Source organism: Kitasatospora sp. NPDC094016 (genome assembly GCF_040304045.1).
GTDB lineage: Bacteria > Actinomycetota > Actinomycetes > Streptomycetales > Streptomycetaceae > Kitasatospora.
Map to the genome: position 1 here is coordinate 1 of NZ_JBEOUK010000060.1, position 24,760 is coordinate 24,760.

The 24,760-nt window shown below is 72.3% G+C and carries 23 protein-coding genes and 1 pseudogene; 11 read left to right on the forward strand and 13 right to left on the reverse strand.

Going from position 1 to position 24,760, the window contains the following annotated elements; translation table 11 throughout:
• Window positions 1–144: 144 nt before the first annotated feature.
• From sucB to cobU, 6 genes and pseudogenes are all read right to left on the reverse strand, one after another.
• On the reverse strand, window positions 145–1,881 hold the full coding sequence (gene sucB, locus ABT015_RS34485) for a 2-oxoglutarate dehydrogenase, E2 component, dihydrolipoamide succinyltransferase (protein ID WP_350886311.1): 1,737 nt from the start codon (window positions 1,879–1,881) through the stop codon (window positions 145–147).
• Window positions 1,882–1,937: 56 nt separating this feature from the next.
• Window positions 1,938–3,326, reverse strand: coding sequence for a dihydrolipoyl dehydrogenase (lpdA, locus tag ABT015_RS34490; RefSeq protein WP_350886313.1), 1,389 nt, complete (start codon window positions 3,324–3,326; stop codon window positions 1,938–1,940).
• Between the two features lie 407 nt (window positions 3,327–3,733).
• On the reverse strand, window positions 3,734–5,239 hold the full coding sequence (locus tag ABT015_RS34495) for a leucyl aminopeptidase (RefSeq protein ID WP_350886315.1): 1,506 nt from the start codon (window positions 5,237–5,239) through the stop codon (window positions 3,734–3,736).
• Window positions 5,240–5,499: 260 nt separating this feature from the next.
• Entirely contained in the window at window positions 5,500–6,279 is a 780-nt protein-coding gene (locus tag ABT015_RS34500) for an adenosylcobinamide-GDP ribazoletransferase (RefSeq protein ID WP_350886317.1), read from the reverse strand.
• 99 nt (window positions 6,280–6,378) lie between these two features.
• The gene (locus ABT015_RS34505) at window positions 6,379–7,494 is read right to left on the reverse strand and encodes a nicotinate-nucleotide--dimethylbenzimidazole phosphoribosyltransferase (protein ID WP_350886319.1); all 1,116 of its coding nucleotides are present in this window, start codon (window positions 7,492–7,494) and stop codon (window positions 6,379–6,381) included.
• Window positions 7,495–7,522: 28 nt separating this feature from the next.
• Window positions 7,523–8,134: pseudogene (gene cobU, locus ABT015_RS34510) on the reverse strand (bifunctional adenosylcobinamide kinase/adenosylcobinamide-phosphate guanylyltransferase); the annotation flags it as partial.
• Between the two features lie 78 nt (window positions 8,135–8,212).
• Between cobU and ABT015_RS34515 the strand changes: the two are divergent.
• Window positions 8,213–8,413 (forward strand): hypothetical protein, encoded by a 201-nt coding sequence (locus tag ABT015_RS34515; protein ID WP_350886321.1) that lies wholly within the window; start codon window positions 8,213–8,215, stop codon window positions 8,411–8,413.
• A 17-nt stretch (window positions 8,414–8,430) separates the two neighbouring features.
• On the opposite strand, the gene ABT015_RS34520 is transcribed toward ABT015_RS34515, so the two are convergent.
• Window positions 8,431–9,171, reverse strand: a complete 741-nt coding sequence (locus ABT015_RS34520; protein WP_350886377.1) for a methyltransferase domain-containing protein — start codon at window positions 9,169–9,171, stop codon at window positions 8,431–8,433.
• A 158-nt stretch (window positions 9,172–9,329) separates the two neighbouring features.
• A complete protein-coding gene (locus ABT015_RS34525; RefSeq protein WP_350886323.1) occupies window positions 9,330–9,920 on the reverse strand; it encodes a DUF3043 domain-containing protein in 591 nt (196 codons plus the stop codon).
• A 298-nt stretch (window positions 9,921–10,218) separates the two neighbouring features.
• On the opposite strand from ABT015_RS34525, the gene ABT015_RS34530 reads away from it, so the two are divergent.
• The gene (locus ABT015_RS34530; RefSeq protein ID WP_350886325.1) at window positions 10,219–11,022 is read left to right on the forward strand and encodes a PspA/IM30 family protein; all 804 of its coding nucleotides are present in this window, start codon (window positions 10,219–10,221) and stop codon (window positions 11,020–11,022) included.
• A 37-nt stretch (window positions 11,023–11,059) separates the two neighbouring features.
• Entirely contained in the window at window positions 11,060–11,353 is a 294-nt protein-coding gene (gene pspAA / locus ABT015_RS34535; RefSeq protein WP_063347300.1) for a PspA-associated protein PspAA, read from the forward strand.
• 97 nt (window positions 11,354–11,450) lie between these two features.
• Here the strand turns inward: pspAA and nadA are convergent, their stop codons facing one another.
• Window positions 11,451–12,635, reverse strand: a complete 1,185-nt coding sequence (gene nadA / locus ABT015_RS34540) for a quinolinate synthase NadA (protein WP_502897472.1) — start codon at window positions 12,633–12,635, stop codon at window positions 11,451–11,453.
• Between the two features lie 219 nt (window positions 12,636–12,854).
• Here nadA and ABT015_RS34545 point away from each other — a divergent pair, with 219 nt between their 5' ends.
• The 3 genes from ABT015_RS34545 to ABT015_RS34555 all read left to right on the forward strand — a co-directional run bounded on the left by ABT015_RS34545 (window position 12,855) and on the right by ABT015_RS34555 (window position 16,020).
• Window positions 12,855–13,778: an NADP-dependent oxidoreductase gene (locus ABT015_RS34545; protein WP_350886328.1), complete on the forward strand. Its 924-nt coding sequence runs from the start codon at window positions 12,855–12,857 to the stop codon at window positions 13,776–13,778.
• Between the two features lie 193 nt (window positions 13,779–13,971).
• Entirely contained in the window at window positions 13,972–14,436 is a 465-nt protein-coding gene (locus ABT015_RS34550) for an Lrp/AsnC family transcriptional regulator (protein WP_063347298.1), read from the forward strand.
• A gap of 216 nt (window positions 14,437–14,652) precedes the next feature.
• Window positions 14,653–16,020, forward strand: a complete 1,368-nt coding sequence (locus tag ABT015_RS34555; protein ID WP_350886331.1) for a pyridoxal phosphate-dependent decarboxylase family protein — start codon at window positions 14,653–14,655, stop codon at window positions 16,018–16,020.
• A 67-nt stretch (window positions 16,021–16,087) separates the two neighbouring features.
• Here ABT015_RS34555 and ABT015_RS34560 read toward each other — a convergent pair whose 3' ends face one another.
• The gene (locus tag ABT015_RS34560; protein ID WP_350886333.1) at window positions 16,088–16,945 is read right to left on the reverse strand and encodes a GNAT family N-acetyltransferase; all 858 of its coding nucleotides are present in this window, start codon (window positions 16,943–16,945) and stop codon (window positions 16,088–16,090) included.
• Between the two features lie 246 nt (window positions 16,946–17,191).
• On the opposite strand from ABT015_RS34560, the gene erpA reads away from it, so the two are divergent.
• Window positions 17,192–17,545: an iron-sulfur cluster insertion protein ErpA gene (gene erpA / locus ABT015_RS34565; RefSeq protein ID WP_030391519.1), complete on the forward strand. Its 354-nt coding sequence runs from the start codon at window positions 17,192–17,194 to the stop codon at window positions 17,543–17,545.
• Window positions 17,546–17,663: 118 nt separating this feature from the next.
• Here the strand turns inward: erpA and ABT015_RS34570 are convergent, their stop codons facing one another.
• The gene (locus tag ABT015_RS34570; protein WP_350886335.1) at window positions 17,664–18,362 is read right to left on the reverse strand and encodes a hypothetical protein; all 699 of its coding nucleotides are present in this window, start codon (window positions 18,360–18,362) and stop codon (window positions 17,664–17,666) included.
• Window positions 18,363–18,485: 123 nt separating this feature from the next.
• A complete protein-coding gene (locus tag ABT015_RS34575) occupies window positions 18,486–18,695 on the reverse strand; it encodes a hypothetical protein (RefSeq protein WP_350886337.1) in 210 nt (69 codons plus the stop codon).
• A gap of 280 nt (window positions 18,696–18,975) precedes the next feature.
• On the opposite strand from ABT015_RS34575, the gene ABT015_RS34580 reads away from it, so the two are divergent.
• Entirely contained in the window at window positions 18,976–19,953 is a 978-nt protein-coding gene (locus tag ABT015_RS34580) for a carbohydrate kinase family protein (RefSeq protein ID WP_350886339.1), read from the forward strand.
• On the opposite strand, the gene ABT015_RS34585 is transcribed toward ABT015_RS34580, so the two are convergent.
• A complete protein-coding gene (locus ABT015_RS34585) occupies window positions 19,946–21,346 on the reverse strand; it encodes a cysteine desulfurase/sulfurtransferase TusA family protein (RefSeq protein WP_350886341.1) in 1,401 nt (466 codons plus the stop codon). The two genes, ABT015_RS34580 and ABT015_RS34585, sit on opposite strands and share 8 nt — an antisense overlap.
• 368 nt (window positions 21,347–21,714) lie before the next feature.
• On the opposite strand from ABT015_RS34585, the gene ctaC reads away from it, so the two are divergent.
• Genes ctaC through ABT015_RS34600 form a run of 3 tightly spaced genes read left to right on the forward strand, consistent with a single transcriptional unit; the run spans window position 21,715 to window position 24,757 of the window.
• Window positions 21,715–22,569 carry an aa3-type cytochrome oxidase subunit II gene (gene ctaC, locus ABT015_RS34590; protein ID WP_350886343.1) on the forward strand — a complete coding sequence of 285 codons (855 nt, stop codon included), beginning with the start codon at window positions 21,715–21,717 and terminating at the stop codon, window positions 22,567–22,569.
• The gene (gene ctaD, locus ABT015_RS34595; protein ID WP_063347291.1) at window positions 22,566–24,341 is read left to right on the forward strand and encodes an aa3-type cytochrome oxidase subunit I; all 1,776 of its coding nucleotides are present in this window, start codon (window positions 22,566–22,568) and stop codon (window positions 24,339–24,341) included. The genes ctaC and ctaD overlap by 4 nt, the downstream gene beginning before the upstream one ends.
• Window positions 24,341–24,757 carry a cytochrome c oxidase subunit 4 gene (locus tag ABT015_RS34600; RefSeq protein WP_063347290.1) on the forward strand — a complete coding sequence of 139 codons (417 nt, stop codon included), beginning with the start codon at window positions 24,341–24,343 and terminating at the stop codon, window positions 24,755–24,757. The genes ctaD and ABT015_RS34600 overlap by 1 nt, the downstream gene beginning before the upstream one ends.
• The last annotated feature ends 3 nt before the right edge of the window (window positions 24,758–24,760 follow it).

The window sequence follows — 24,760 nt, forward strand, 5'->3', positions numbered from 1 at the left end:
AACGCTCGGCTGGGAAACCCCAGCCGAGCGCCTGCATAAACTCATCGCGGCCTGAACAACCGACCACGTGTTGCAACGATCCCTAGAAACCGCCCAGGGACGACGCGGGGCTCCGTGCAGCCGAAACCGCGGACCAGCAGTGCCTTACAGGCCGAGCTCGACCTCGAACTCGCCGGCCTCCAGGATCTCCTTGACCGCGACCAGGTAGCGGGCGGCGTCGGCGCCGTCCACCAGGCGGTGGTCGTAGGAGAGCGACAGGTAGGTCATGTCGCGGATGCCGATGGCGGTGCCGCCGTCGGCCTCGATGACCACCGGGCGCTTGACGGTGGCACCGATGCCCAGGATGGCGACCTGGTTCGGCGGCACGATCACGGTGTCGAACAGCGCACCGCGCGAGCCGGTGTTGCTGATGGTGAAGGTGGCGCCGGACAGCTCGTCCGGGGTGATCTTGCTGTCGCGGACCTTGGCGGCCAGCTCGGCGGTCTTCTTCGAGATGCCGGCGATGTTGAGGTCGCCCGCACCCTTGATGACCGGGGTCATCAGACCCTTCTCGGAGTCCACCGCGATACCGATGTTCTCGGTGTCGAAGTAGGTGATGGTGCCCTCGGCCTCGTTGATCCGGGCGTTGACGACCGCGTGGGTCTTCAGTGCCTGGGCGGCGGCCTTGACGAAGAACGGCATCGGGGACAGCTTGACGCCCTCGCGGGCGAGGAAGCCCTCCTTGGCCTTGCCGCGCAGCGACATGATCTTGGTGACGTCCACCTCGACCACGCTGGTCAGCTGGGCCTGCTCGTGCAGGGCCTTCAGCATGTTGTCGCCGATGACCTTGCGCATGCGGGTCATCTTGACCGTCTGGCCGCGCAGGGCGGACGGCGCGGCGGCGGCCTTCGGGGCAGCGGCCGGGGCGGCGGCGGCGACCGGGGCCGGAGCGGCCTTGGCGGCCTCCGCGGCGGCGACGACGTCCTGCTTGCGGATGCGGCCGCCGACGCCGGTACCGGCGACGGAGGACAGCTCGACACCGTGCTCGGCGGCGAGCTTGCGCACCAGCGGGGTGACGTAGGCGTCACCGGCGTCGGCCACCGGGGCAGCCGGCGCGACGGGAGCCGGGGCGGCGACCGGAGCGGGCGCGGCCGGGGCCACCGGGGCCGGAGCGGCGGCGACGGGAGCCGGAGCAGCCGGGGCGACGGGAGCCGGAGCAGCGACCGGAGCCGGGGCGGCGACCGGGGCCGGGGCGGCGACCGGGGCCGGGGCGGCGGCGACGGCACCCGCGGCACCGATCAGCGCGAGCTGGGCGCCGACCTCGGCGGTCTCGTCCTCGCCGACCAGGATCTTCACCACGACACCGGCGATCGGCGACGGGATCTCGGTGTCGACCTTGTCGGTGGAGACCTCGAGCAGCGGCTCGTCGACCTCGACCGTCTCACCCTCGGCCTTCAGCCAGCGGGTGACGGTGCCCTCGGTGACCGACTCGCCCAGCGCGGGCAGCAGGACCGGGGTGGCGTCGGCGGCCGGAGCGGCAGCCGGAGCCGCCGGGGCGGCAGCGGCGACCGGGGCGGGGGCGGCGGGCGCCTCCACGACCGGGGCCGGGGCGGCGACGGGCGCGGCCTCGGCGGCCGGGGCCGCGGCGGCGACCGGGGCACCGGAGCCGTCGTCGATGATCGCCAGCTCGGCGCCGACGTCGACGGTCTCGTCCTCGCCGACCTTGATCGAGGCCAGGATGCCGGAGGCCGGCGACGGGATCTCGGTGTCGACCTTGTCGGTCGACACCTCGAGCAGCGGCTCGTCGACCTCGACACGCTCACCCTCGGCCTTCAGCCAACGGGTGACGGTGCCCTCGGAAACGCTCTCGCCCAGCGCGGGCAGTGTTACTGAGACCGCCATGGTTTCAGCGACTCCTATCAAGTCTTGCGTACTGGAAATGGGGGGTGGTGGCGTGATCAGTCGTGCGCGTGCAGCGGCTTGCCGGCCAGCGCCAGGTGCGCCTCGCCCAGGGCCTCGGACTGGGTCGGGTGCGCGTGGATGAGCTGCGCGACCTCGGCCGGCAGGGCCTCCCAGTTGTAGATCAGCTGAGCTTCGCCGACCTGCTCGCCCATGCGGGCGCCGACCATGTGGACGCCGACCACGGCGCCGTCCTTGACCTGGACGAGCTTGATCTCGCCGGCGGTCTTCAGGATCTTGCTCTTGCCGTTGCCGGCCAGGTTGTACTTGAGGGTGACGACCTTCTCCTTGCCGTACAGCTCGACGGCCTTGGCCTCGGAGATGCCGACGGAGGCCACCTCGGGGTTGGAGTAGGTCACGCGCGGGACGCCGTCGTAGTCGATCGGCACCGGCTTGAGGCCGGCCAGGCGCTCGGCGACCAGGATGCCCTCGGCGAAGCCGACGTGGGCCAGCTGCAGGGTCGGGGCGAGGTCGCCGACGGCCGAGATGGTGGGCACGTTGGTGCGCATGTACTCGTCGACCAGGACGTAGCCGCGGTCCATCGCGACGCCGTTCTCCTCGTAGCCGAGGCCGGACGAGACCGGGCCGCGGCCGATGGCGACGAGCAGCAGGTCGGCGTCGATCTGCTTGCCGTTCTCGGTGGAGACGCGGACACCGGTCTCGGTGTACTCGACGCCCGAGAAGCGGGCCTTCAGCTCGAACTTGATGCCGCGCTTGCGGAACGCGCGCTCCAGCAGCTTGGAGGAGTTCTCGTCCTCCAGCGGGACGAGGTGCGGCAGCGCCTCGACGATGGTGACCTCGACGCCGAAGGACTTCCAGACCGAGGCGAACTCGACGCCGATCACGCCGCCGCCGAGGATGACGACCGACTTCGGGATGCGGTCGAGCTTGAGGGCGTGGTCCGAGGAGATCACGCGGTTGCCGTCGATCTCCAGGCCCGGGATCGAGCGCGGCACGGAGCCGGTGGCCAGGACGATGTGGCGGCCCTCGATGCGCTGGCCGTTGACGTCCACCGAGGTCTGCGAGGAGAGCTTGCCCGCGCCCTGGATGAAGGTGACCTTGCGGGAGGCGACCAGGCCCTGGAGGCCCTTGTACAGGCCGGCGATGACGTCGTCCTTGTACTTGTGGACGCCGTTGATGTCGATGCCCTGGAAGGTGGCCAGAACGCCGAACTCGGCGGCCTCCTTCGTCTCGTCCGCGATCTCGGCGGCGTGCAGCAGAGCCTTGGTCGGGATGCAGCCGCGGTGCAGGCAGGTGCCGCCCAGCTCCCCCTTCTCGACCAGGGCGACGCTCAGGCCCAGCTGAGCGGCGCGGAGCGCCGCGGCGTAACCGCCGCTTCCGCCTCCGAGAATGACTACGTCGAAAACGGTGCTGGCGTCGTTCGCCACGTCACGTCCTCCATGCAATGGGGTGGGTCGCCGGGCCGGTCGCGGTCCGGTGGGGTCGGAAGCCTTTGTGAGGCGCCCAGTCGTGCCGGAAATACATCTTCGCACTTGTTCGCGGTGGCTGATGTCCGGGTCCACCCCAGGGGTGTCCCACAGAGCAGTCACCGGGGCGGGAATACCCCCGACGGAAGGGCATCATTGCAGCTCAACGCGGGGTTGACAGCCGCCGGACGGGCGTCGGCGCGGCCTTGCGGTGCCACCTCTTCCGCAGGGTGGAACAAAGTTTCGCCCGCAGCGAACAGAGGTGCGGGCCGGGGTCCCGGTCTACTCGCAGGTAACCGGCGTCGGCGCGCGAACGCCGACGGGGGCCCGGCGCACGCGCGCCGGACCCCCGTCGACTCAGTGCCTGATCAGGCCTTGCCGCCCGCCGCGGTCTGCTCGGCGAACCGGACCAGGGTGCGCACCGCGCTCGCGGTGCCGCCCTTCGGGGTGTAGCCGAACGGGGCGCTCTCGTGGAACGCCGGGCCGGCGATGTCCAGGTGCGCCCAGTCGATGCCCTCGGCCACGAACTCCTTCAGGAACAGGCCGGCCACCAGGCCGCCGCCCATCCGCTCGCCCATGTTCGCCAGGTCGGCGATGGTCGACTCGGTCATGCCCTTGCGCAGCTCGGCCGGCAGCGGCATCGGCCAGGACTGCTCGCCGACCTCGCCCGAGACGGTGTGCAGGGTCTCGCGCAGCTCGTCGTTGTTGGACATCACGCCGAAGGTGCGGTTGCCCAGGGCCAGCACCATGGCGCCGGTCAGGGTCGCCACGTCGACGATGACGTCCGGGTTCTCCTCGCCGGCGCGCACGATCGCGTCGGCCAGCACCAGACGGCCCTCGGCGTCGGTGTTCAGCACCTCGACGGTCTTGCCGCCGTACATGCGCAGCACGTCGCCGGGGCGGGTGGCGGAGCCGGACGGCATGTTCTCGGCCAGCGCCAGCCAGCCGGTCACGTTGACGGCCAGGCCCAGGCGCTTGGCGGCCACCACGGCGGCGAACACGGCGGCGGCGCCGGCCATGTCGCACTTCATGGTCTCGTTGTGGCCGGCCGGCTTCAGCGAGATGCCGCCCGAGTCGTAGGTGATGCCCTTGCCGATGAAGGCCAGCGTGGCCTTCGCCTTCGGGTGGGTGTAGGCCACCTTCACCAGCCGCGGCGGGTTGGCCGAGCCGTTGCCGACGCCCAGCAGGCCGCCGAAGCCGCCCTTGAGCAGCGCCTTCTCGTCCAGCACCTCGACCTTGAGGCCGTGCTCCTTGCCGGCCGCCTGGGCGATCGCGGCGAAGCTCTTCGGGTTCAGGTCGTTCGGCGCGGTGTTGACCAGGTCGCGGGCCCGGTTCATCTCCTCGCCGACCGCGGCGGCGCGCTCCACGGCCGCCTTGGCGTCCTTGCTGCCCTTGCGGGGGGCCAGCACGACCAGCTCGCCGACCGGCTCCTTGCCGCTGCCGTCGGCCTTGTAGGTGCCGAAGGCGTACGAGCCGAGCAGGCCGCCCAGCGCGACGGCCTCGACCTCGTCCGCGGACTCGGTCGGCAGGGCCAGCGCGGCCTTCTTGGCGCCGGCCAGGGTGCGGGCGGCGACACCAGCGGCGCGGCGCAGCGCCTCCAGCTGGTAGCCGGTCTCGGCGGCCTCGCCGAGGCCGACCGCGAGCACGAGCGCGGCCTTCAGGCCGGCGGGGGAGGGCACCTTGACGGCCTCGCCCTCGGCGCCGGTCGCGCCCAGGGTGCTGAGGACCTCGGTCAGCTTGCCCTCGAACGCCTCGTTCACGGCCTCGGAGCCGGGGGCCAGCACGATGCCCTTGGGGCCCTTGGCGACACCGACCACCAGGGCGTCCGCGCGCAGCGAGGCGGCGGAGGAGGTGCTCACAGACAATGCAGTCACGTAATGCGTCCTGTTCTTTCGCGGTCCACGGCCGGTTGCGGCGAGGCTGCCGCACCGGCGCAACCCGCCGTCGCAGGCCGGACCGCCCGGCACGCTCCGGGTCCGGGCCCCCTGGCGCGCGCACCCGCGCAGGTCGCGGCCACGCACACCAGAGGCCCCGGCTCCTCGGGTCACGCCGGGCGGGCAGGACCTGCGACGGTGCAGGGCTGCGGTGCTCCCCGCATGGTAGTCCGCATGGTGGGATCACGCGCCGCCCGGTATCAGCCGAGCAACGCCAGGGCGAACAGCGAGGCGGTCGCGGCGGTTTCCGACATCGCGCCGAGCACGTCCCCGGTGATTCCGCCGAACCGCCGTACGCAGCGCCGGAGCAGCAGCTGGGCGCAGCCGACGCCGAGCGCAACGGCCAGGGGGAGACGGAAGGCTGACGATCCGTCAAACAGTCCGAGTCCTGCCAGGGCGAGCGCCGCGGCGGCCGTCCCCGCGACCGCTCCGGCGGGTGCCACGGTGCCCGCCACCATCGCGCCCAGGCCGCCCGGCCGGGCGGCCGGCACCGACCGCAGGCAGCCCCAGGCGAGCGCGCACCGCGCGGTCACCGCCGACGCCAGCACCGCGAGCGCGCCGCGCGTGGTCGACTCGGCGAACTGTCCGGCCAGCGCCGCGATCTGGGCCAGCAGCACGAGAACGAGGGTCAGGACGCCGAACGGGCCGATGTCGGACTGCTTCATGATGCGCAGCGCGTCCTCGGCCGGTTTCCCGCTGCCCAGGCCGTCGGCCACGTCCGCCAGACCGTCCAGGTGCAGCCCCCGGGTGAGCACGGCCAGCACCCCCACCGCCGCCACCGCGCCGAGCGGTCCGCCGGCCCGCCAGGCCACCAGTGACCCCGCCCCGGCGGCCGCCGAGCCGAGCACCAGCCCCACCACCGGGGCCGCCGTCATCGCCCGCGCCGCCGCGGCCCGGTCCCACCGCTCCACCCGCACCCGCAGCACGGACAGCGTCCCGAACCCGAACCGGAGCCCCTCGGCCCAACTGGCGCCCTGCACGACGTGTTTCCCTTCGAACGGAAGCGCCCCGTCCGATGTGCCGGACGGGGCGCCGATGATCCTGGTGCCTCAGGTTGCCGCGGGTCTCCTACAACCGTCCTACAGCCGCCGCAGCAGGTCCGCCGCCGAGGGCAGCTTCGGCTGCTCCTTCGGTGCCGACGGCACGAACGGCCGCGGGGCCTCGTCCGCGAGCGCGTCGCCCGCGGCCTGGAGCAGCGGCAGGGCCAGCAGCGCGCCGAGGCCCTCGCCCATGGTGATCCCCTGGTCCTGCAACGGCGTCAGGGTGAGCCGGTCGTAGGCCTTGGCCTGGGCGGGTTCGCCACTGGACTGCCCGGCCCGCCACCACTCCGGCGCGCGGAAGGCGATCCGCTGCGCGACCAGCGCGCAGGCCGCCGAGACGACGCCGTCCAGCACCACCGGGAGCCGTCGCACCGCGGCCTGGAGCAGGAAACCGGTGATCGCCGCGAAGTCGGCCCCGCCGGTGGCGCCGAGCAGCGCCAGCTGGTCGCCGAGGACGGGCCGGGCCCGCCGCAGGGAGTCGCGGATGGTGGCGCACTTGACCATCCAGACCCGGTCGTCGATGCCCGAGCCGCGCCCGGTGACGGCGGCCGCGTCCGTTCCGCACAGCGCGCCGACCAGGACGGCGGCGACGGTGGTGGCGCCGACGCCGAGGTCGCCGAGCAGCACCAGGTCGGTGCCGGCGTCGGCCTCCTCGTCGGCGACGGCCATGCCGGCCCGGAAGGCCCGCGCGGTCTCCGCGGGGGTGAGCGCGTCCTCGACGTCGATCCGGCCGGAGCCGCGCCGGATCCGGTGGGTGACCACGTCGTCCGGGAAGTCGGCGGGGTCGGCGTCCACCGCGACGTCGACGACCCGCACCTCGGCGCCGTAGCGCCGGGCCAGCCGGGTGACCGGCGCGGTGCCGTCCAGGACGGCGCGCACCCGCGCGGCGGTGCCGCCCTTGGCGGGCAGCCGGGACACCCCGAGCGCGGCCACGCCGTGGTCGGCGGCGAACAGCAGCACCTTGGGGGCCGACACCGGCCGCACGGGGGATCGCCCCTGTACGGACGACAGCCAGCTGCCCAGCTCCTCCAGCTTGCCGAGCCCGCCGCGCGGTCGGCCGGCCTCCTGCCAGAGTTCCTCGGCGGCCCGTCGGGCGCTCTCGTCGGGGCGCTCGACGAGCGAGGAGAACGTATCGAGATCCACGGTCGTGTCCATCGTCCGGAAGGCTACACGCCGCAGATGTTCAGGCGGCGGCTGGCTTGACGGTCAGAACCTGCCCGGCCACGACCAGCAGCACACGCTCGGAGGCGTCCGCCACGGCCATGTTCAGCCGGCCCAGGGTGTCGCGGAAGCGCCGGCCGGCGGCGGTCGCCGGGACGACGCCCATCCCGACCTCGTTGCTGACCGCGACGGCCGTGCGCCCGGTGGCCGCCCAGGCCCGCGCCAGGGCCTCGCAGCGCCGCTGGACGGCGGCCTCCCCGTCCGCCGCCCAGACCGCGTCGTCCCAGGCGCCGCACTCGTCCATCACGGCGGTCAGCCACAGCGCCAGGCAGTCGACCAGCACCGGCGCCGGGTCGGTCCGGTCGGCCAGCACGGCCTCCAGGTCGCAGGTCTCGGCGGTGCGCCAGCTCGCCGGCCGCCGCTCGCGGTGCAGCGCGACCCGCTGGGCCCACTCCGTGTCGCCGTCCCGGGTGCCGCCGGTGGCCACGTACAGGACGTCCGGGTGGTCGGCGAGCAGCTGCTCGGCCCGGGTGGACTTGCCGGAGCGGGCGCCGCCGAGCAGCAGCGTGCGGGGGAGCGGGTGGTGGATCGCCATGCCGCCCATCCTGCCCGACCGGGCATCCGGACCGTCCGGCCAGGCATACGGAAGATCGGGCCGGGCAGGCTAAGGTGCGCAGCACGCAGGCAGCGTCGTCGGTGGGAGGAGCCGGGCATGGTCTGGACGTGGCGGTACGAGAAGGCGGACGGCACCGCGGTGGTGCCGGAGGGCGCCCAGGAGGAGTTCGCCGGCCAGGGGGACGCCGAGACCTGGATCGGGGAGTCCTGGAAGCAGCTCGCCGAGGACGGCATCGACACGGCGGTCCTGCTGGACGACGACCGGGTGATCTACTCGATGAGCCTGCACGAGGCGTAACCGCCGTCGCGGGGCCGCTACTTGGCCCCGACCACGTGCAGCAGCGCGGCGACCTGCCGGTACGGGTCGGTGCGGCCGGCCCGGTCCTCGGCCTCCAGCAGCTGGGCCAGCTGCCGCCCGTCCACCGGCGGGGTCGCGTCGTCGGGCGCGTTGTCGGTGAAGACCCGTACGCCGTACCAGTGCTTCAGCGGCACCGACACCTCGGAGAGGGTGACGGTGAGGTCGGTGAGGCGGTCGGCGCGCGCGGCCAGCCCGAGCCGGTTGTAGTACCGGTCGCTCTCGAAGGCGTGCAGGGCGGCCCGCCAGTCCCCGGCGGCGGCGGGCCGCAGGGCGAGCGCGTCGCGGTTGCGGACCAGCAGCGAGAGCAGCCCGCCCGGGGCCAGCAGCCGGGCCAGCGAGGCGATCATCGGGTCGGGGGCGGGCAGGTACATCAGGACGCCGTGGCAGAGCACCACGTCGAAGCTGCGCGGGCCGAACCAGCGCCCGCACTGGTGGGCGTCGCCGCTGAGCAGTTGCAGCCGCCCGGCGACCTCCGGCGGTTCCTCGGCGAGCGCCCCCTGGGCGACGCCGAGCGCGACCGGGTCGGAGTCGATGCCGGTGACGTAGTGGCCGGCCCGGGCCAGGCGCAGCGCCTGGGTGCCCTGGCCGCAGCCGATGTCGAGGACGCGCTGCGCGGTGCGGCCGGCCAGTTGCTCGGCGAGCTGCCGGGAGACCAGCTCCTGGCGGACGAAGTTGCGCAGTCCGCCGAGCCGGTCCAGCCAGGCGCCGGTACCGCCGGCGAAGGAGCCGCTGCGCGAGGGCAGCCGGCGCTCCTGGCCGATCCGGTCGTGGCCGCCGTCCCCCTGCCCCGGCAGCGCGTACAGGCCGGGCCCCTCCCAGGACGGGGGGGCCCAGCCGGAGTCCACCGGTTCGGCGGTCAGGGCTTCTCCCCGCGCCGCACCTGCGGCTTGGGCAGTCGCAGCCGACGCATCTGCAGGATGCGCATCAGGCCGTAGGCGACCGCGCCGCGGGTGTTCTGGCCGGCGAAGCGCTCGGCGAACTGCTTGCGCAGACCGAAGCCGAGGCGGACGAAGTCCAGGATCACCAGCACGAAGAACAGCAGGAACAGCAGCGTGGACAGCAGCTGGATGGCGGGCACCTTGATGATGCTCAGCACCAGGATGACCACGGCGGCGGGCAGGAAGAACTCGGCGAGCGACCAGCGGGCGTCCACGTAGTCGCGGGCGAACTTGCGCACCGGGCCCTTGTCGCGGGCCGGCAGGTGGCGCTCGTCGCCCTCCAGCAGCGCGGTGCGCTGCTTCTCGCGCTCGGAGCGCATCCGCTCGCGGGCCTGGCGGGCGGCCTCCTTGCGGTCCTTGGGCACCGTCACCCGGGTGCGCCGGTTGGCCTCGGCCTCACTGCGCTTGGGCGTTGGCCGGCCCTTCTTGGCCTGGGGGTGGCGGGTCTCGTCCGGCTTCTCCAGCACGGTGGCGGAGGCGGCTGCATCATCTGAACGGCGTCGGAACACACCACCAGCGTACGGGGTGCCGGGCGGCTTCTCGGGGTCCCCTCGGACCCAAACGCGTATCAATCCGCGAGGTCGGCGCCCGCCGGGGTTTCCCGGCCCCTTCCCGTAGGGGATCAATCGGATGGACTATGGAGGGGATGAGAGGCGGATCCACCCGGGGGAGGAGGAACTCCGCTGGTCGCTGTAGCAGTCTTGTAGCAGGCAGGTGCACTGCGGCGACGGGCTCGCTGCACATACACTCGTCGTGTCTGGTATCGAGATAGAGACCGCAGGCCGGAGAAGGGGGCACCCGAGGCCCATGAGCGACGGAATCATGAAGCGTATGGGGTTGATCTTCCGCTCCAAGGCGAACAAGGCCTTGGACCGGGCGGAGGATCCCCGAGAGACGCTCGACTACTCCTACCAGAAGCAGCTCGAACTGCTGCAGAAGGTACGGCGTGGCGTCGCGGACGTCGCGACCTCGCGCAAGCGCCTGGAACTCCAGCTGACCCAGCTCCAGCAGCAGTCGGCGAAGTACGAGGACCAGGGCCGCAAGGCACTGTCCCTGGGCCGCGAGGACCTCGCGCGCGAGGCGCTGACCCGCCGGGCCAACATGCAGTCCCAGATCACCGACCTGGAGACGCAGTACCAGGCCCTCCAGGGCGAGGAGGAGAAGCTCACGCTCGCCTCCCAGCGGCTGCAGGCCAAGGTGGACGCCTTCCGCACCAAGAAGGAGACCATCAAGGCCACCTACACCGCCGCTCAGGCGCAGACCCGTATCGCCGAGTCCTTCTCCGGGATCTCGGAGGAGATGGGCGACGTCGGCCTGGCCATCCAGCGGGCCGAGGACAAGACGGCCCAGATGCAGGCCCGGGCCGGTGCGATCGACGAGCTGCTGGCGTCCGGTGCGCTCGACGACTCCAGCGGTCTCGGCCGCAAGGACGACATCGAGGCCGAGCTGGAGCGAGTGGCCGGCGGCACCGACGTCGAGCTGGAGCTGGCCCGGATGAAGGCCGAGCTGGGGGGCCCGTCCTCCGGTCCGGCCGCGATCGAGCAGGGCAAGCCGCAGCAGCCGGAGGCCCACCCCCAGCAGGACACCCCGCGCATCAACTACAACAAGTGATCTGAGCTCCATCCCACGAACCAGGGAGACGCACGGCATGATCATGAGGGTCATGGGTGAGGGGCAGTACGAGGTGGGCGACGACCACCTGAACCTGCTCAACGAGCTCGACTCCGAGCTCGTCACCGCAGTGGAGTCGGGGGACGAGGAGCACTTCCGTCGGGCCTACGGCAAGCTGCTGGACGCGGTGAAGCAGTTCGGCACTCCGGTGCCGCTGGATTCACTGGCGCCGTCCGAGCTGATCCTGCCGAGCGCCGAGGCGACGATCGACGAGGTCCGCGAGCTGTTGATGGCCGACGGCGAGGGTGTGATCCCGGGCTACCCCGAGTAGCCGCCGCGGCTGGTGCCAGACGAAAGGGCGGGTCCCCTCCGGTGGGAGGGGACCCGCCCTTTCGTCGTGTCCCGGTGGCCGGGCCGGCCCGGGCGGGCTACGGCAGGGCCAGCATCCGGTCCAGCGCCGCCTTGGCGTACTTCTCGGTCTCCGGGTCGACGGTGATCACGTTCGGCACCCGGCCCTCGACCAGCGACTCCAGCGCCCAGACGAGGTGCGGCAGGTCGATCCGGTTCATGGTGGAGCAGAAGCAGACCGTCCGGTCCAGGAAGACGATCTCCTTGTCCGGGTGGGCCTTGGCCAGGCGGCGGACCAGGTTCAGCTCCGTGCCGATGGCCCACTTGGAGCCGGGCTCGGCGGCGTCCAGCGCCTTGATGATGTACTCGGTCGAGCCCACCATGTCGGCGGCCGAGGCGACCTCGTGCTTGCACTCGGGGTGCACCAGCACGGTGACGCCGGGGATCCGCTCGCGCACGTCGTTCACCGAGTCCACGCTGAACCGGCCGTGCACCGAGCAGTGGCCGCGCCACAGGATCATCTTGGCGTCCCGCAGCTGCTGGGCGGTCAGGCCGCCGTTCGGCTTGTGCGGGTTGTACAGGACGCAGTCGTCCAGCGAGAAGCCCATGTCCCGCACCGCGGTGTTGCGGCCGAGGTGCTGGTCGGGCAGGAACAGGACCTTCTGGCCCTGCTCGAAGGCCCACTCCAGGGCCCGCTCGGCGTTGGAGGAGGTGCAGATGGTGCCGCCGTGCTTGCCGGTGAAGGCCTTGATGTCGGCGGAGGAGTTCATGTACGAGACCGGGACGGTGACGTCGGCTATGCCGGCGTCGGTCAGCACGTCCCAGCACTCGGCGACCTGTTCGGCGGTGGCCATGTCGGCCATCGAGCAGCCGGCCGCGAGGTCCGGGAGGACGACCTGCTGGGCGTCGCCGGTCAGGATGTCGGCGGACTCGGCCATGAAGTGCACGCCGCAGAAGACGATGTACTCGGCCTCCGGGCGGGCCGCGGCGTCGCGCGCGAGCTTGAAGGAGTCGCCGGTGACGTCGGCGAACTCGATCACCTCGTCGCGCTGGTAGTGGTGTCCGAGGATGAAGACGCGGTCACCGAGCGCGGCCTTGGCGGCGCGGGCGCGCTCGACGAGGTTCGGGTCGGAGGCCGGGGGGAGGTCGCCGGGGCACTCGACGCCGCGCTCGCTGTTCGGGTCGGCCTCGCGGCCGAGCAGCAGCAGAGCGAGCGGCGTCGGAGTGGGGTCGACGCCGTGGGTCTCGGTGATGGTGGTGGTCACGGGCGGGTGCCCTTCTGTGCGGCCGATCAAGCCTGAAGACTTTTCGTCTATCTGACGCTATCTATGATAACCGGTTAGCGTCAGAGTGACGATGGCCATCCTGTCGATGTGACGAGAACCGCTCGCCGAATCGGACCCCGGCGGAACCGGATGACCGTTTTGGGGTGGTCCTCGCGTGGCCGAATCGATATCCGGCCGGGCCCGGGTATGGCTCAGGCCATGAAGGCAATCGCGATCAACCGCTACGGCGGCCCCGACGTCGTCGAGTACACCGACCTGCCCGACCCCAAGGTCGGTCCGGACTCGGTCCTGGTGCAGATGCGGGCGGCCGGGGTGAACCCGGTGGACTGGAAGATCCGGGACGGCGCGCTGGACGGCCTGCTGGACGCGCACTTCCCGCTCGTCATGGGCTGGGACCTGGCCGGCGTGGTCCGCGCCGTCGGCGGCGGCGTCACCGAGTTCGCGCCCGGCGACGAGGTCTACGGCTACGTCCGCAAGGACACCGTCGAGCACGGCACCTACGCCGAACTCGTCTCCGCCCCGGTCCGCACCCTCGCCCGCAAGCCGGCCGCACTGGACTGGGCCCAGGCCGGCGGCCTGCCGCTGGCCGGGCTCACCGCGCTGCAGAGCCTCAAGGCGCTGCGGCTGCGGGCGGGGGAGACCCTGCTGGTGCACGCCGCGGCCGGCGGGGTCGGGCACCTGGCCGTCCAGATCGCCCGGGCCCTCGGCGCCCGGGCGATCGGCACCGCGGGCGAGCGCAACCACGACTACCTGCGCGGCCTCGGCGCCGAGCCGGTGCTCTACGGCGAGGGCCTGGCCGACCGGGTCCGGGCGCTCGCCCCGGGCGGGGTCGACGCGGCCCTCGACCTGGTCGGCCACGGCGCCGTCCCGCTCTCGGCGAGCCTGGTGGCGGACCGGAGTCGGATCGCCTCGATCACCGACTTCGGGGTGAAGGCCCTCGGCGGCCACTACGTCTGGGTCCGCCCGGACGCCGCGGACCTCGCCGAACTGGCCGCGCTCGCCGACGACGGCCGGCTGACCGTCACCGTCGCCTCCACGTTCCCGCTCGCCCAGGCGGCCTCCGCCCAGGCGCTCAGCGCCGAGGGCCGCACCCGGGGCAAGATCGTCCTGCTGGCCGACTGACGGCGGACCGGCTGCCGACCGGCGGCGGACCACCGGCGGACCACCGGCCGTCATCTGCCAGCGGTGAACTCGCTCCTGACATCCGCCAGAATGGTTGGCGAACCGTTTCGGCAGCCGCCCCTACCGCCCTCCGTCCGAGGGCCCGCCGCCCGAGGCCGCAACCGACCCGTACGACCCGTGGAGCCCCGCACCGATGACCAGCAGCCGAGCGCACGAGGTGGTCGGGGCCGACCTGGACGAGACCGACCGGCTCCTGCTCGCCCGGCTCGGCCGCGACGGCCGCGCCTCGTACGCCGAGATCGGCCTCCAGGTCAACCTCTCCGCCACCGCCGTGCGCCGCCGGATCGACCGGCTGCGGGCGCGCGGCGTGGTGCGGGGCTTCACCGTGGTGCTCGACCCGTCGGTGCTCGGCTGGCAGACCGAGGCCTTCGTCGAGGTCTACTGCCGCGAGCGGACCGCCCCCGAGGAGATCCTCGCCAGCCTGCGCCAGTTCCCCGAGGTGATCGCCGCCTGGACGGTCACCGGCGACCCGGACGCCCTGGTCCACCTGCGTGCCGCCGACATGCGCCACCTGGAGGCCGTCATCGAGCGCATCCGACGCGAGCCCGGCGTCCAGCGCAGCCGCTCCTCGGTCGTCCTCTCCCAGCTCATCGGCTGATCACCCACTGATCCGCGCCCCCGCCCGGCCCCCTCCGGCCGGTGCGCAGGAATCCTGCGCGGACCGGCCCGAAGACGCCCGAAAGCTGCCTGACCAGCCGGGTTCCGACGCGCGGCGAACCCCTCCCGCTGCCTACGCTGATCACGTCCGGTCCACGCGGTGAACCGCCCCGCCGACCGGGCATCCCCCGACACCCCACAGCCGAGAGGGACAGCCGTGTCCGCAGCCCCCGACCGCATGCACCGGCCCGACAACGACCTGGTCGACCTGGTTTTCGACTACATGCGGGACCGGCTGCAGTACGACCCCGTCCCGCTCGACCACCCCGGTGACGGCGAGCACCTGCGCGCCCAGCTGGCCGGTCTGCTGAACGCGGACGGCAACGCCCCCGCCGACGTGCTCAAGCTCTACGACCACGAGCTGTCCCGCGCGGTGATCTCCGCCGACAGCCCGCGCTACCTGTCGTTCATCCCGTGCGCCCCGACCAAGGCCGCGCTGCTCTTCGACATGGTGGTCTCCTGCGCGTCCCTGCAGGGCATCTCCTGGCTGGAGGCGGCCGGCGCGATCGCCGCCGAGAACCAGGTGCTGCGCCTGATCGCCGACCGCGCCGGCCTGCCCGCCTCGGCCGGCGGCACCTTCGTCTCCGGCGGCTCGGCGGGCAACCTCTCCGCCCTCGTCGTCGCCCGCGACACCGCCCGCCGCAAGCTGGGCGTCGGGCCGCAGGCGCGGCTGCGGATCGCCGTCGCCGACCAGGTCCACTCCTCGGTCAAGAACACCTTCAACATCATCGGCGTCGAGGCCTTCAAGGTCCCCACCGTGAACCGCCGGTTCACCGGCGAGGCGCTGCGCGCCGCGCTGGCCGCCGACCCGAACCCGGAGACCGTCATCGCGGTCGTGGGCACGGCCGGGACGACCAACGAGGGCATCGTCGACGACCTCAAGGGCCTGGCCGAGGTCGCCCGCGAGCGGGACCTGTGGTTCCACGTCGACGGCGCCTACGGCGGCGCGGGCCTGTTCGCCCCCTCGGTGCGCGAGCGCTACAACGGCATCGAGCACGCCGACTCCTTCGTCGTCGACCCGCACAAGTGGCTGTTCGCCCCCTTCGACTGCGCCGCGCTGATCTACCGCAACCCGCAGCTCGCCCGGGCCGTGCACACCCAGGACGCCTCCTACCTCGACGTCCTGCACACCGAGGGCGACGAGTGGAACCCCACCGACTACGCCTACCACCTCACCCGGCGCGCCCGCGGCCTGCCGCTGTGGTTCTCCCTCGCCGTCCACGGCACCCAGGCCTACACCGACGCCATCGAGGCCGGCCTCACGCTCGCCCGGGACACCGCCCAGCTCATCCGCGACACCGACCACCTGGAGCTGCTGTTCGACCCGCAGCTCTCGGCCGTCTGCTTCAAGCGCAAGGGCTGGACCAACGAGGACTACTACCGCTGGTCGCAGCAGCTGCTCGCGGACCAGATCGGCTTCGTCACCCCCACCGGCTGGGACGGCGAGACGGTCGCCCGCTTCGCCTTCCTGCACCCGGGCACGACGATGGACATGGTCCGGGAGATCCTGGACACCATGGCCTGATCGGCCCCCGGTGACCCGTGGCCCCCGTCGGAGCAGGCAGCCGGCGGGGGCCCCGCCGTCCGGTCGGTCAGAGGAAGGCGCCGCTCGGCAGGTACGGCGCCGGCGGCCGCATCCCGCGCAGCCCGACGAAGCCCCGGCTCTGCGGGGTCAGCCCCACCTCCAGGCCGACGTCCAGCGCCCACTCCTGCTCGGCGGTCAGGAACTCCACCCTCGCCTCGACCCCGTCCGGCACCCGGGCCAGCGCCTCGCGGAGCAGCCGGGCGGCGATCCGCTTGGTGGTGGCCGCCAGCAGCTTCACCTCGCCGCCGTCCCGGTAGCAGTAGCCGCTGCCGGCCAGCGCGTCGGCGATCAGCAGTTCCTCGAAGTGGCCCAGCATCAGCTCGTGGTCCGGGCCGTGCGCGGACCCGCGCAGCCGCCGGTCCACCGAGTCCAGCAGGTGCCGGTGGACGGCTCCGCCCCGGTGCACCGGGATGTCACCCGGGTCGAGCAGCCCGGCCCGGTCCACCCGCCCGGTCAGCCGCATCGCCGGGTGCAGGGTGAACCCGGCCAGCCGGTAGCGGCGGGCCGCCGGGGACGCCGACGCGCAGACCATCCCGCGCAGGCAGCCCCGCGAGTGCGCCGCCGCCCGCTCCAGCAGCAGCCGCCCGACGCCCTTGCCCTGCGCCTGCGGCCGGACCGCGAACAGCGACGGCGCCCACAGACCCTCCCGGCGCATCGACAGCACCGCGCCGACCGGCTCCCCGCCGCTCTCCGCCAGCCAGCAGCCCTCCGGGTCGGTGCGTGCCAGATGTCTGGTCCGGGCGAGCTGCAACGGGGTCGGCGCGGCCGCCGGACCGGGCAGGGCCGGATCGGCGAACGCGGCGAGGGAGAGCTCCTGGACGGCCTCCGCGTCGGCGGCGGTGTCCCTGACCTGGCGCAGGATCATGGCCACCATCCTGGCGTCCGCCGGCCCGGCCCGGGGCCGGTTCCCCGGATTCCGCGGCTCGGACGGTGACCCACCCTCCCGGGTTGTGCGAGCATGGGGAGCGTAGGGGACGCGGGTAGCTCACCCGGCCCACGGAAATTCCGCCGCCGACAGGCCGACGAAGACGACCGCCGTTCGGGAAATGAATCCGGACGGCCGGTGGTTGGCACTGGCGGCAGACCGTTGTCAAAGACCGGGAGAAAGCAGATGACCGTCCAGGACGAGACCACCGTCGAGAGTGGCATCCTCCTTACCGATGCCGCCGCGGCCAAGGTCAAGGGCCTGCTGGAGCAGGAGGGCCGCGACGACCTCGCACTTCGCGTCGCCGTCCAGCCCGGTGGCTGCTCCGGCCTGCGTTACCAGCTGTTCTTCGACGAGCGCTCGCTCGACGGCGACGTGCTCAAGGACTTCGACGGTGTCAAGGTCGTCACCGACCGGATGAGCGCCCCGTACCTGGGCGGCGCCACCGTCGACTTCGTCGACACCATCGAGAAGCAGGGCTTCACGATCGACAACCCGAACGCCACCGGCTCCTGCGCCTGCGGCGACTCGTTCAGCTAGGCCCAGGCAGCACCGCTCGACGCTCGTTCGAGCCGCGGTACGGAGGCGGCCCCGGGGATCATCCCCGGGGCCGCCTCCGCGTTTGCGCACCGTCGTCGCGGCTACCGGGTCGTCCCGGCTACTGGCCGGCGACGTCCGGAGTGACCGGGTCCGGGCCCATGTGCGGATCGGCGTCCAGCGGCACGTTCTGGCCGCTCGACTGGTCGGTCACCGTCCGCCCGGCCAGCGGCGAGCGCAGATCGGCGGACACCGACTGCCGCTTGGCCAGCGCGTTGCAGACCTGCCCGGGCTGCACCGGCGCCGCCACCACGATCCTGACGTCCACCCGGCCGGCGTGCGACTCGTCCGCCTTCAGCGCGTACTTCTGGCAGACCCCGCCGAAGAAGTAGACGGTCAGCCCGTTGCTGCCGTCCACCCGGTAGGAGACCGCCGGGCGCGCCCCCGACCCGGCCGGGTCGGGCTCGCCCACCGCGATCCCGGGGCCCGGGGGAGTGCCCCCGGAGCCGGCCGTCGACGGCTGCCCCGGGGCGGGCGAGGCCGCGGTGGGGGCCCACTTGGTCGGCGGCGTCCGGCCGGGCTGGTCCGACGTGGCCGACGGGCTCGCCGCCGGAGCCGGCGCGGACGGGGCGCCGGAGGACGCCGGGGCCTCGGGGGAGGCGCTCGCGCCCGCCGAGGTCGTGGCCGCGCCGCCCGCCGCCGAGTCCGAGGAGGTCTTGCCGTCCCCGTTGCACCCGGCCACCGTCACCACCGCCGCCAGTGCCAGGCCCGCCAGGGCCACCGCCCGCCGACCGCGCCGGGGCATCGTCTCCAGGTCCATCTGCACATCCTCCCGAGGGCTCAGCGGTGCCGCCCGCTCGGCCGCTCCGCGCGGATGTGACGTGACCCGGTCGGATCCGGTTCCACTCCGGTTCCACCCGCCCCGGCCGGGGCGGGCGCCGGGTCACATGCCGTACTCGGCCATCCCGGCGACCAGCCGCTGCGCGTCGGACGGCACCCGGAAGCCCTCCCGGGCGGGCGCGGCCGGCTCGGGACCGGTCGCCAGCAGCGGCCAGAACCGGCGCAGCCGCCGGGACGAACTCACCAGCGCGTCGAGGCTCTCGCCGTCGGCTTCGGTCCGGAGGGCGGGCAGCGGGGCGTGGCTGGGCATCATCGGGCATCGCTCCGATCCATGGCCGTGGCCGCACTGCCACGGTCGACGACGGGGCCCGCCCGGCTCGGCGGGGCCCCTGCTGCCGACCCTAGGCCGGGGTTCGGCCCACCCACCAGTGCTACCCGGAGGTAGTACACGTTCGACGGCGACGGGTGCCACGATGGCACTGCGGGCCGGCGGATTGCGGCGGTCTTGCTGCCGCCCGCCCCGAGCCCGGTACCGTGTGTGGGTTCACCCGTGCTTGCCCGTTGGCCCCGCAGCCATCCTGAGGAGACCTCCCGTGCGTATCGCCGTCGCCGGCTCGATCGCCACCGACCACCTGATGACGTTCCCCGGTCGGTTCGCCGACCAGCTCGTCGCCGAGCAGCTGCACACCGTGTCGCTGTCCTTCCTGGTCGACACCCTGGACATCCGCCGCGGCGGAGTCGCGCCGAACATCGCGTTCGGCATGGGCGTGCTCGGGCTGCGCCCGATCCTGGTCGGCGCGGCCGGCGCGGACTTCGCCGAGTACCGCAGCTGGCTGGAGCGCAACAACGTGGACTGCAACTCCGTCCACATCTCCGAGACCCGGCACACCGCCCGCTTCATGTGCACCACGGACGAGGACCACAACCAGATCGCCTCGTTCTACACCGGCGCCATGGCGGAGGCCCGCAACATCGAGCTCAAGCCGATCGCCGACCGCGTCGGCGGCCTCGACCTCGTCCTGATCGGCGCCGACGACCCGCAGGGCATGGTCCGGCACACCCAGGAGTGCCGCACCCGCGGCTTCGCCTTCGCCGCCGACCCCTCCCAGCAGCTGGCCCGCCTGGACGGCGACGACATCCGCGACATCGTCGACGGCGCCGCGTACCTCTTCACCAACGAGTACGAGGCCGCGCTGATCGAGAGCAAGACCGGCTGGGACGCCGAGGAGATCCTCACCCGGGTCGGCACCCGGATCACCACCCTGGGCAGCAAGGGCGTGCGGATCGAGCGCAAGGGCGAGGCGGCGATCCTGGTCGGCTGCGCCGCCGAGGAGGCGAAGGTCGACCCGACCGGCGTCGGCGACGCCTTCCGGGCCGGCTTCCTGGCCGGCCTGTCCTGGCAGCTCGACCTGGAGCGCGCCGCCCAGCTCGGCTGCATGCTCGCCACCCTGGTGATCGAGACCGTCGGCACCCAGGAGTACGAGCTGCGCCCGACCGCCTTCCTGAAGCGCTTCGAGGACGCCTACGGCGCCGAGGCCGCCGCGGACATCCGCGCGCACCTGGTCAAGTAGTCCGCCGGACGACGAGGTAGGCCGAGCCCCGGTCGCCGCCGTAGTCGGCGGCCGGGGCCTCGCCCGCGTACTCCTGACCGCGCATTCCGCACCAGGCGGGGATGTCCAGCCGGGCCGCCTCGTCGTCCGCGAGCACGGCGACCGTGCCGCCCTCCGGCACCTCGCCGATCCGCTTCGCCAGCTCGATGACCGGCAGCGGGCAGCGCTTGCCCAGCGCGTCGATCACCAGCAGGGGCCCGGCCGCCGGCTCCGGCTCCGGGGCCGGCAGGTCCAGCCCGAGTGGCGCCCGGACGCCCGCGACCAGCTCCGGCAGCACGGTGAGGAAGCGTTCGACGTCGGCCTCGGCCGTCCCGGGCGGCAGCGAGACCCGGACGTTCCCCTCGGTGAGCACCCCCATCGCGGCCAGCACATGGCTCGGCGTCAGGGTGGACGAGGTGCAGGAGGAGCCGGAGGAGACCGCGAAGCCCGCCCGGTCCAGTTCGGTGAGCAGCACCTCGCCGTCCACGTACAGACAGGAGAAGGTGACGATGTGCGGCAGCCGCCGCACCGGGTCGCCGACCACCTCCACCTCGGGCACCAGCTGCGGCACCCGGGCCCGGATGCGCTCCACCAGGGCGTGCAGCCGGGCGTTCTCCCGCGCGGCCTCGGCCCGGACGGCCCGCAGCGAGGCGGCCGCGGCGACGATCGCCGGGACGTTGACGTAGCCGGGCACCCGCCCGCCCTCGCGTTCGTCGGCCGGCAGCGGCGAGGCGTACCGCACGCCCTTGCGCACCGCCAGTACCCCGACTCCGGGCGGCCCGCCCCACTTGTGCGCGCTGGCGGTCAGCAGCGACCAGCCGGCCGGGACGTCCATCCGCCCGACGCTCTGCGCCGCGTCGACCAGCAGCGGGACACCGGCCTCGCGGCAGTGTCCGGCGACCTCGCCGACCGGCTGGACCGTCCCCACCTCGTGGTTGGCGCTCTGCAGGACGGCCAGCGCGGTGTCCGCGCGCAGCAGCGCGGCGAACACGTCGGGGTCGACCCGTCCGGCGCGGTCCACCGGCGCCACCGAGACGGTGCCCCCGCCCGCCTCCTGACGTTCGGCGACGTGCAGCACGCTGGAGTGCTCGACCGCCGAGTGCACCAGGTGGCCGCCGCGCCGCCGGTGGCCGGCCAGCGCGCCCAGCATGCCGAGTTGCACCGCCTGCGTCCCGCTCGCGGTGAAGGCGATCTCGTCCGCCCGGGCGCCCAGGGCCTCGGCCACCGTCTCGCGGGCGGCGTCCAGCAGCATCCGGGCCTGCCGGCCGGAGCGGTACAGCCGGGCCGGATCGGCCCAGCCCTCGTCCAGGGCGGCGGTCAGCGCCTGCCGGGCCACGGGGTGCAGAGGGGCCGTCGAGGCCGCATCGAAGTACACGGTCACATTTAACGACACACCCGGAGCCGTTCCGGTCCGACGACATCGCTTACCGGCCGTCAGTCGATCACCCCGAATGTCCGCTTCGTCCGCGTCCGACGGACCGTCACCCGCGTAGTTCGAGGTCGTCCCCCGATCGGGCGTAAGGACCTCGAATGCCTACGATGACCTGCGGCGCAGCCCCTGCCGGGCCTGATCGGGCGACCGGGCGGCGCGTTACCGGGGGCTGCCCGTCAGGAGCGCATAAGGCTGGAGTAGGGTTTGGCCCGCATAAGCATTCAAACCGTGCCCGTGGACGGGTCGCCGGGGAGGCTCACAATCCTCCGCGGGGCGACGCGAAGGCGGGCGAGACTTCGGGAAGGCGCTACGTGAGTCCCAACGGCTCCGACCGCTCGCCGCGGCGCACGATGCGGCGGAAGCTGCCTCAGGCGCTGGCACTGGGCCTCGTCATCGCGACCGCCACCGGCTGCTCGGCCAACGACCTCCCCAGGCTTGGCCTCCCGAGCCCCGTCACCAAGGAAGGGCCGATGGTCCTCCAGATGTGGCAGGGCTCCTGGATCGCGGCGCTGGTGGTCGGCGTACTGATGTGGGGTCTGATCATCTGGAGCGTGATCTTCCACCGGCGCAGCCGCACCGGCGTGGAGGTCCCCCCGCAGACCCGGTACAACGTGCCCATCGAGGCGCTCTACACCGCGGTCCCCATCATCATCGTGTCGGTGCTCTTCTACTTCGTCGCCCGCGACGAGTCGAAGCTGATCGCCGTCTCCGAGAAGCCGCAGCACACGGTCAACGTGGTCGGCTTCCAGTGGAGCTGGGCGTTCAACTACGAGAACACCGAGAACCCCGACCCGGCCAACAAGGACGCCGCGTACGACGTCGGTACGCCCAAGGAGGTTCCGACCCTCTGGCTGCCGGTCAACGAGTCGGTGCAGTTCCGGCTGACCTCGCGTGACGTCATCCACGACTTCTGGCCCGTCAACTTCATGATGAAGATGGACGTCGTGCCGGGCGTGGTGAACAGGTTCGAGGTCACCCCCACCGTCAAGGGCGAGTACATGGGCAAGTGCGCGGAGCTCTGTGGCGTCGACCACTCGCGCATGCTGTTCAACGTCAAGGTCGTCGACCGCGCCGACTACGACAAGCACCTGGCGGACCTCCGGGCCAAGGGCCAGACCGGCGCGTTGCCCTCCGGCATCACGACCATGGGAAGTGAAGAGAAGTGACCATCCTCAACGAGCCCGCCGCGGCCGGCGGGGGCGCCGGGGCCGTCACGGTCGGGGCGCAGCGGACCCGCAAGCCGGGTTCGACCATCATCAAGTGGCTGACCACCACCGACCACAAGACGATCGGCACCCTGTACCTGGGCACGTCGTTCGCCTTCTTCCTGATCGGCGGCATCCTCGCGCTGGTCATGCGCGCCGAGCTGGCTCGTCCCGGGACCCAGATCCTGTCGAACGAGCAGTTCAACCAGGCGTTCACGATGCACGGCACGATCATGCTGCTGATGTTCGCGACGCCGCTGTTCGCCGGCTTCGCGAACTGGATCATGCCGCTCCAGATCGGCGCCCCGGACGTGGCGTTCCCGCGTCTGAACATGTTCGCGTACTGGCTGTACCTCTTCGGTTCGACCATCGCGGTGGCGGGCTTCCTGACCCCGAACGGCGCGGCCAACTTCGGCTGGTTCGCCTACTCCCCGCTGTCGGACGCGGTCCGTTCGCCGGGCGTCGGCGCCGACATGTGGATCATGGGTCTGGCCTTCTCCGGCTTCGGCACGATCCTCGGTGCGGTCAACTTCATCACCACGATCATCTGCATGCGCGCCCCCGGCATGACGATGTTCCGGATGTCGATCTTCGTCTGGAACGTCCTGCTGACCGCCGTGCTGGTCCTGCTGGCCTTCCCGGTCCTGGCCGCCGCGCTGTTCGCCCTGGAGGCGGACCGTAAATTCGGGGCCCACGTATTCGATCCCGCCAACGGCGGGGCGATGCTGTGGCAACACCTGTTCTGGTTCTTCGGCCACCCCGAGGTGTACATCATCGCGCTGCCGTTCTTCGGCATCGTGTCGGAGATCATCCCGGTCTTCAGCCGCAAGCCGATGTTCGGCTACTCCGGCCTGATCGCGGCCACCATCGCGATCGCCGGTCTGTCGGTGACGGTGTGGGCGCACCACATGTACGTCACCGGGCAGGTGCTGCTGCCGTTCTTCTCCTTCATGACCTTCCTGATCGCGGTCCCGACCGGTGTGAAGTTCTTCAACTGGGTCGGCACCATGTGGAAGGGCTCGCTGAGCTTCGAGACGCCGATGCTCTGGACGGTCGGCTTCCTGGTGACCTTCCTCTTCGGTGGTCTGACCGGTGTGCTGCTGGCCTCCCCGCCGATCGACTTCCACGTCTCGGACTCGTACTTCGTCGTCGCCCACTTCCACTACGTGGTCTTCGGCACCGTCGTCTTCGCGATGTTCGCCGGCTTCCACTTCTGGTGGCCGAAGATGACCGGCAAGATGCTGGACGAGCGCCTCGGCAAGATCACCTTCTGGACGCTGTTCTTCGGCTTCCACACCACCTTCCTGGTCCAGCACTGGCTCGGCGCCGAGGGCATGCCCCGCCGCTACGCCGACTACCTGGCCTCGGACGGCTTCACCACGCTGAACACCGTCTCGACCATCGGCTCGTTCGTGCTCGGCGCCTCGATGCTGCCGTTCCTCTACAACGTGTGGAAGACGGCCAAGTACGGCGAGAAGGTCGAGGTCGACGACCCGTGGGGCTACGGCCGTTCGCTGGAGTGGGCGACCTCCTGCCCGCCGCCGCGGCACAACTTCCTCACCCTGCCCCGGATCCGCTCCGAATCCCCGGCCTTCGACCTCCACCACCCGGAGATCGCCGCGCTGGACTACCTGGAGAACCACGGTGAGCCGGCCAAGCACCTCGCCGGCGTGACCCCGGCGAAGTACGACGCCCCGAAGCTGGACAAGGGCAAGAAGGAGGGCGACGTCTGATGAAGGAACAGGGAAAGATCTTCCTCGGCCTGGCCGTCTTCGTCCTCGCGATGGCCGTCACCTACGGCCTGTGGACCAACCACTCGGAGCACGGGATCGAGGCGGCCGGCACCACGGCGCTGTTCCTCGCCTTCGCGCTCTGCGCCTTCATCGGGTACTACCTCGCCTTCACCGCCCGCCGGGTGGACAGCGGCGCGGGTGACAACCCCGAGGCCGAGGTGGCGGACGACGCCGGCGAGCTGGGCTTCTTCGCCCCGCACAGCTGGCAGCCGCTCTCCCTGGCGATCGGCGGTTCGCTGGCGTTCCTCGGAGTGATCTTCGGCTGGTGGCTGCTGTTCTGGTCGATCCCGATCATCCTGATCGGTCTCTTCGGCTGGGTCTTCGAGTTCTACCGGGGCGAGAACCAGAACCAGTAGGTT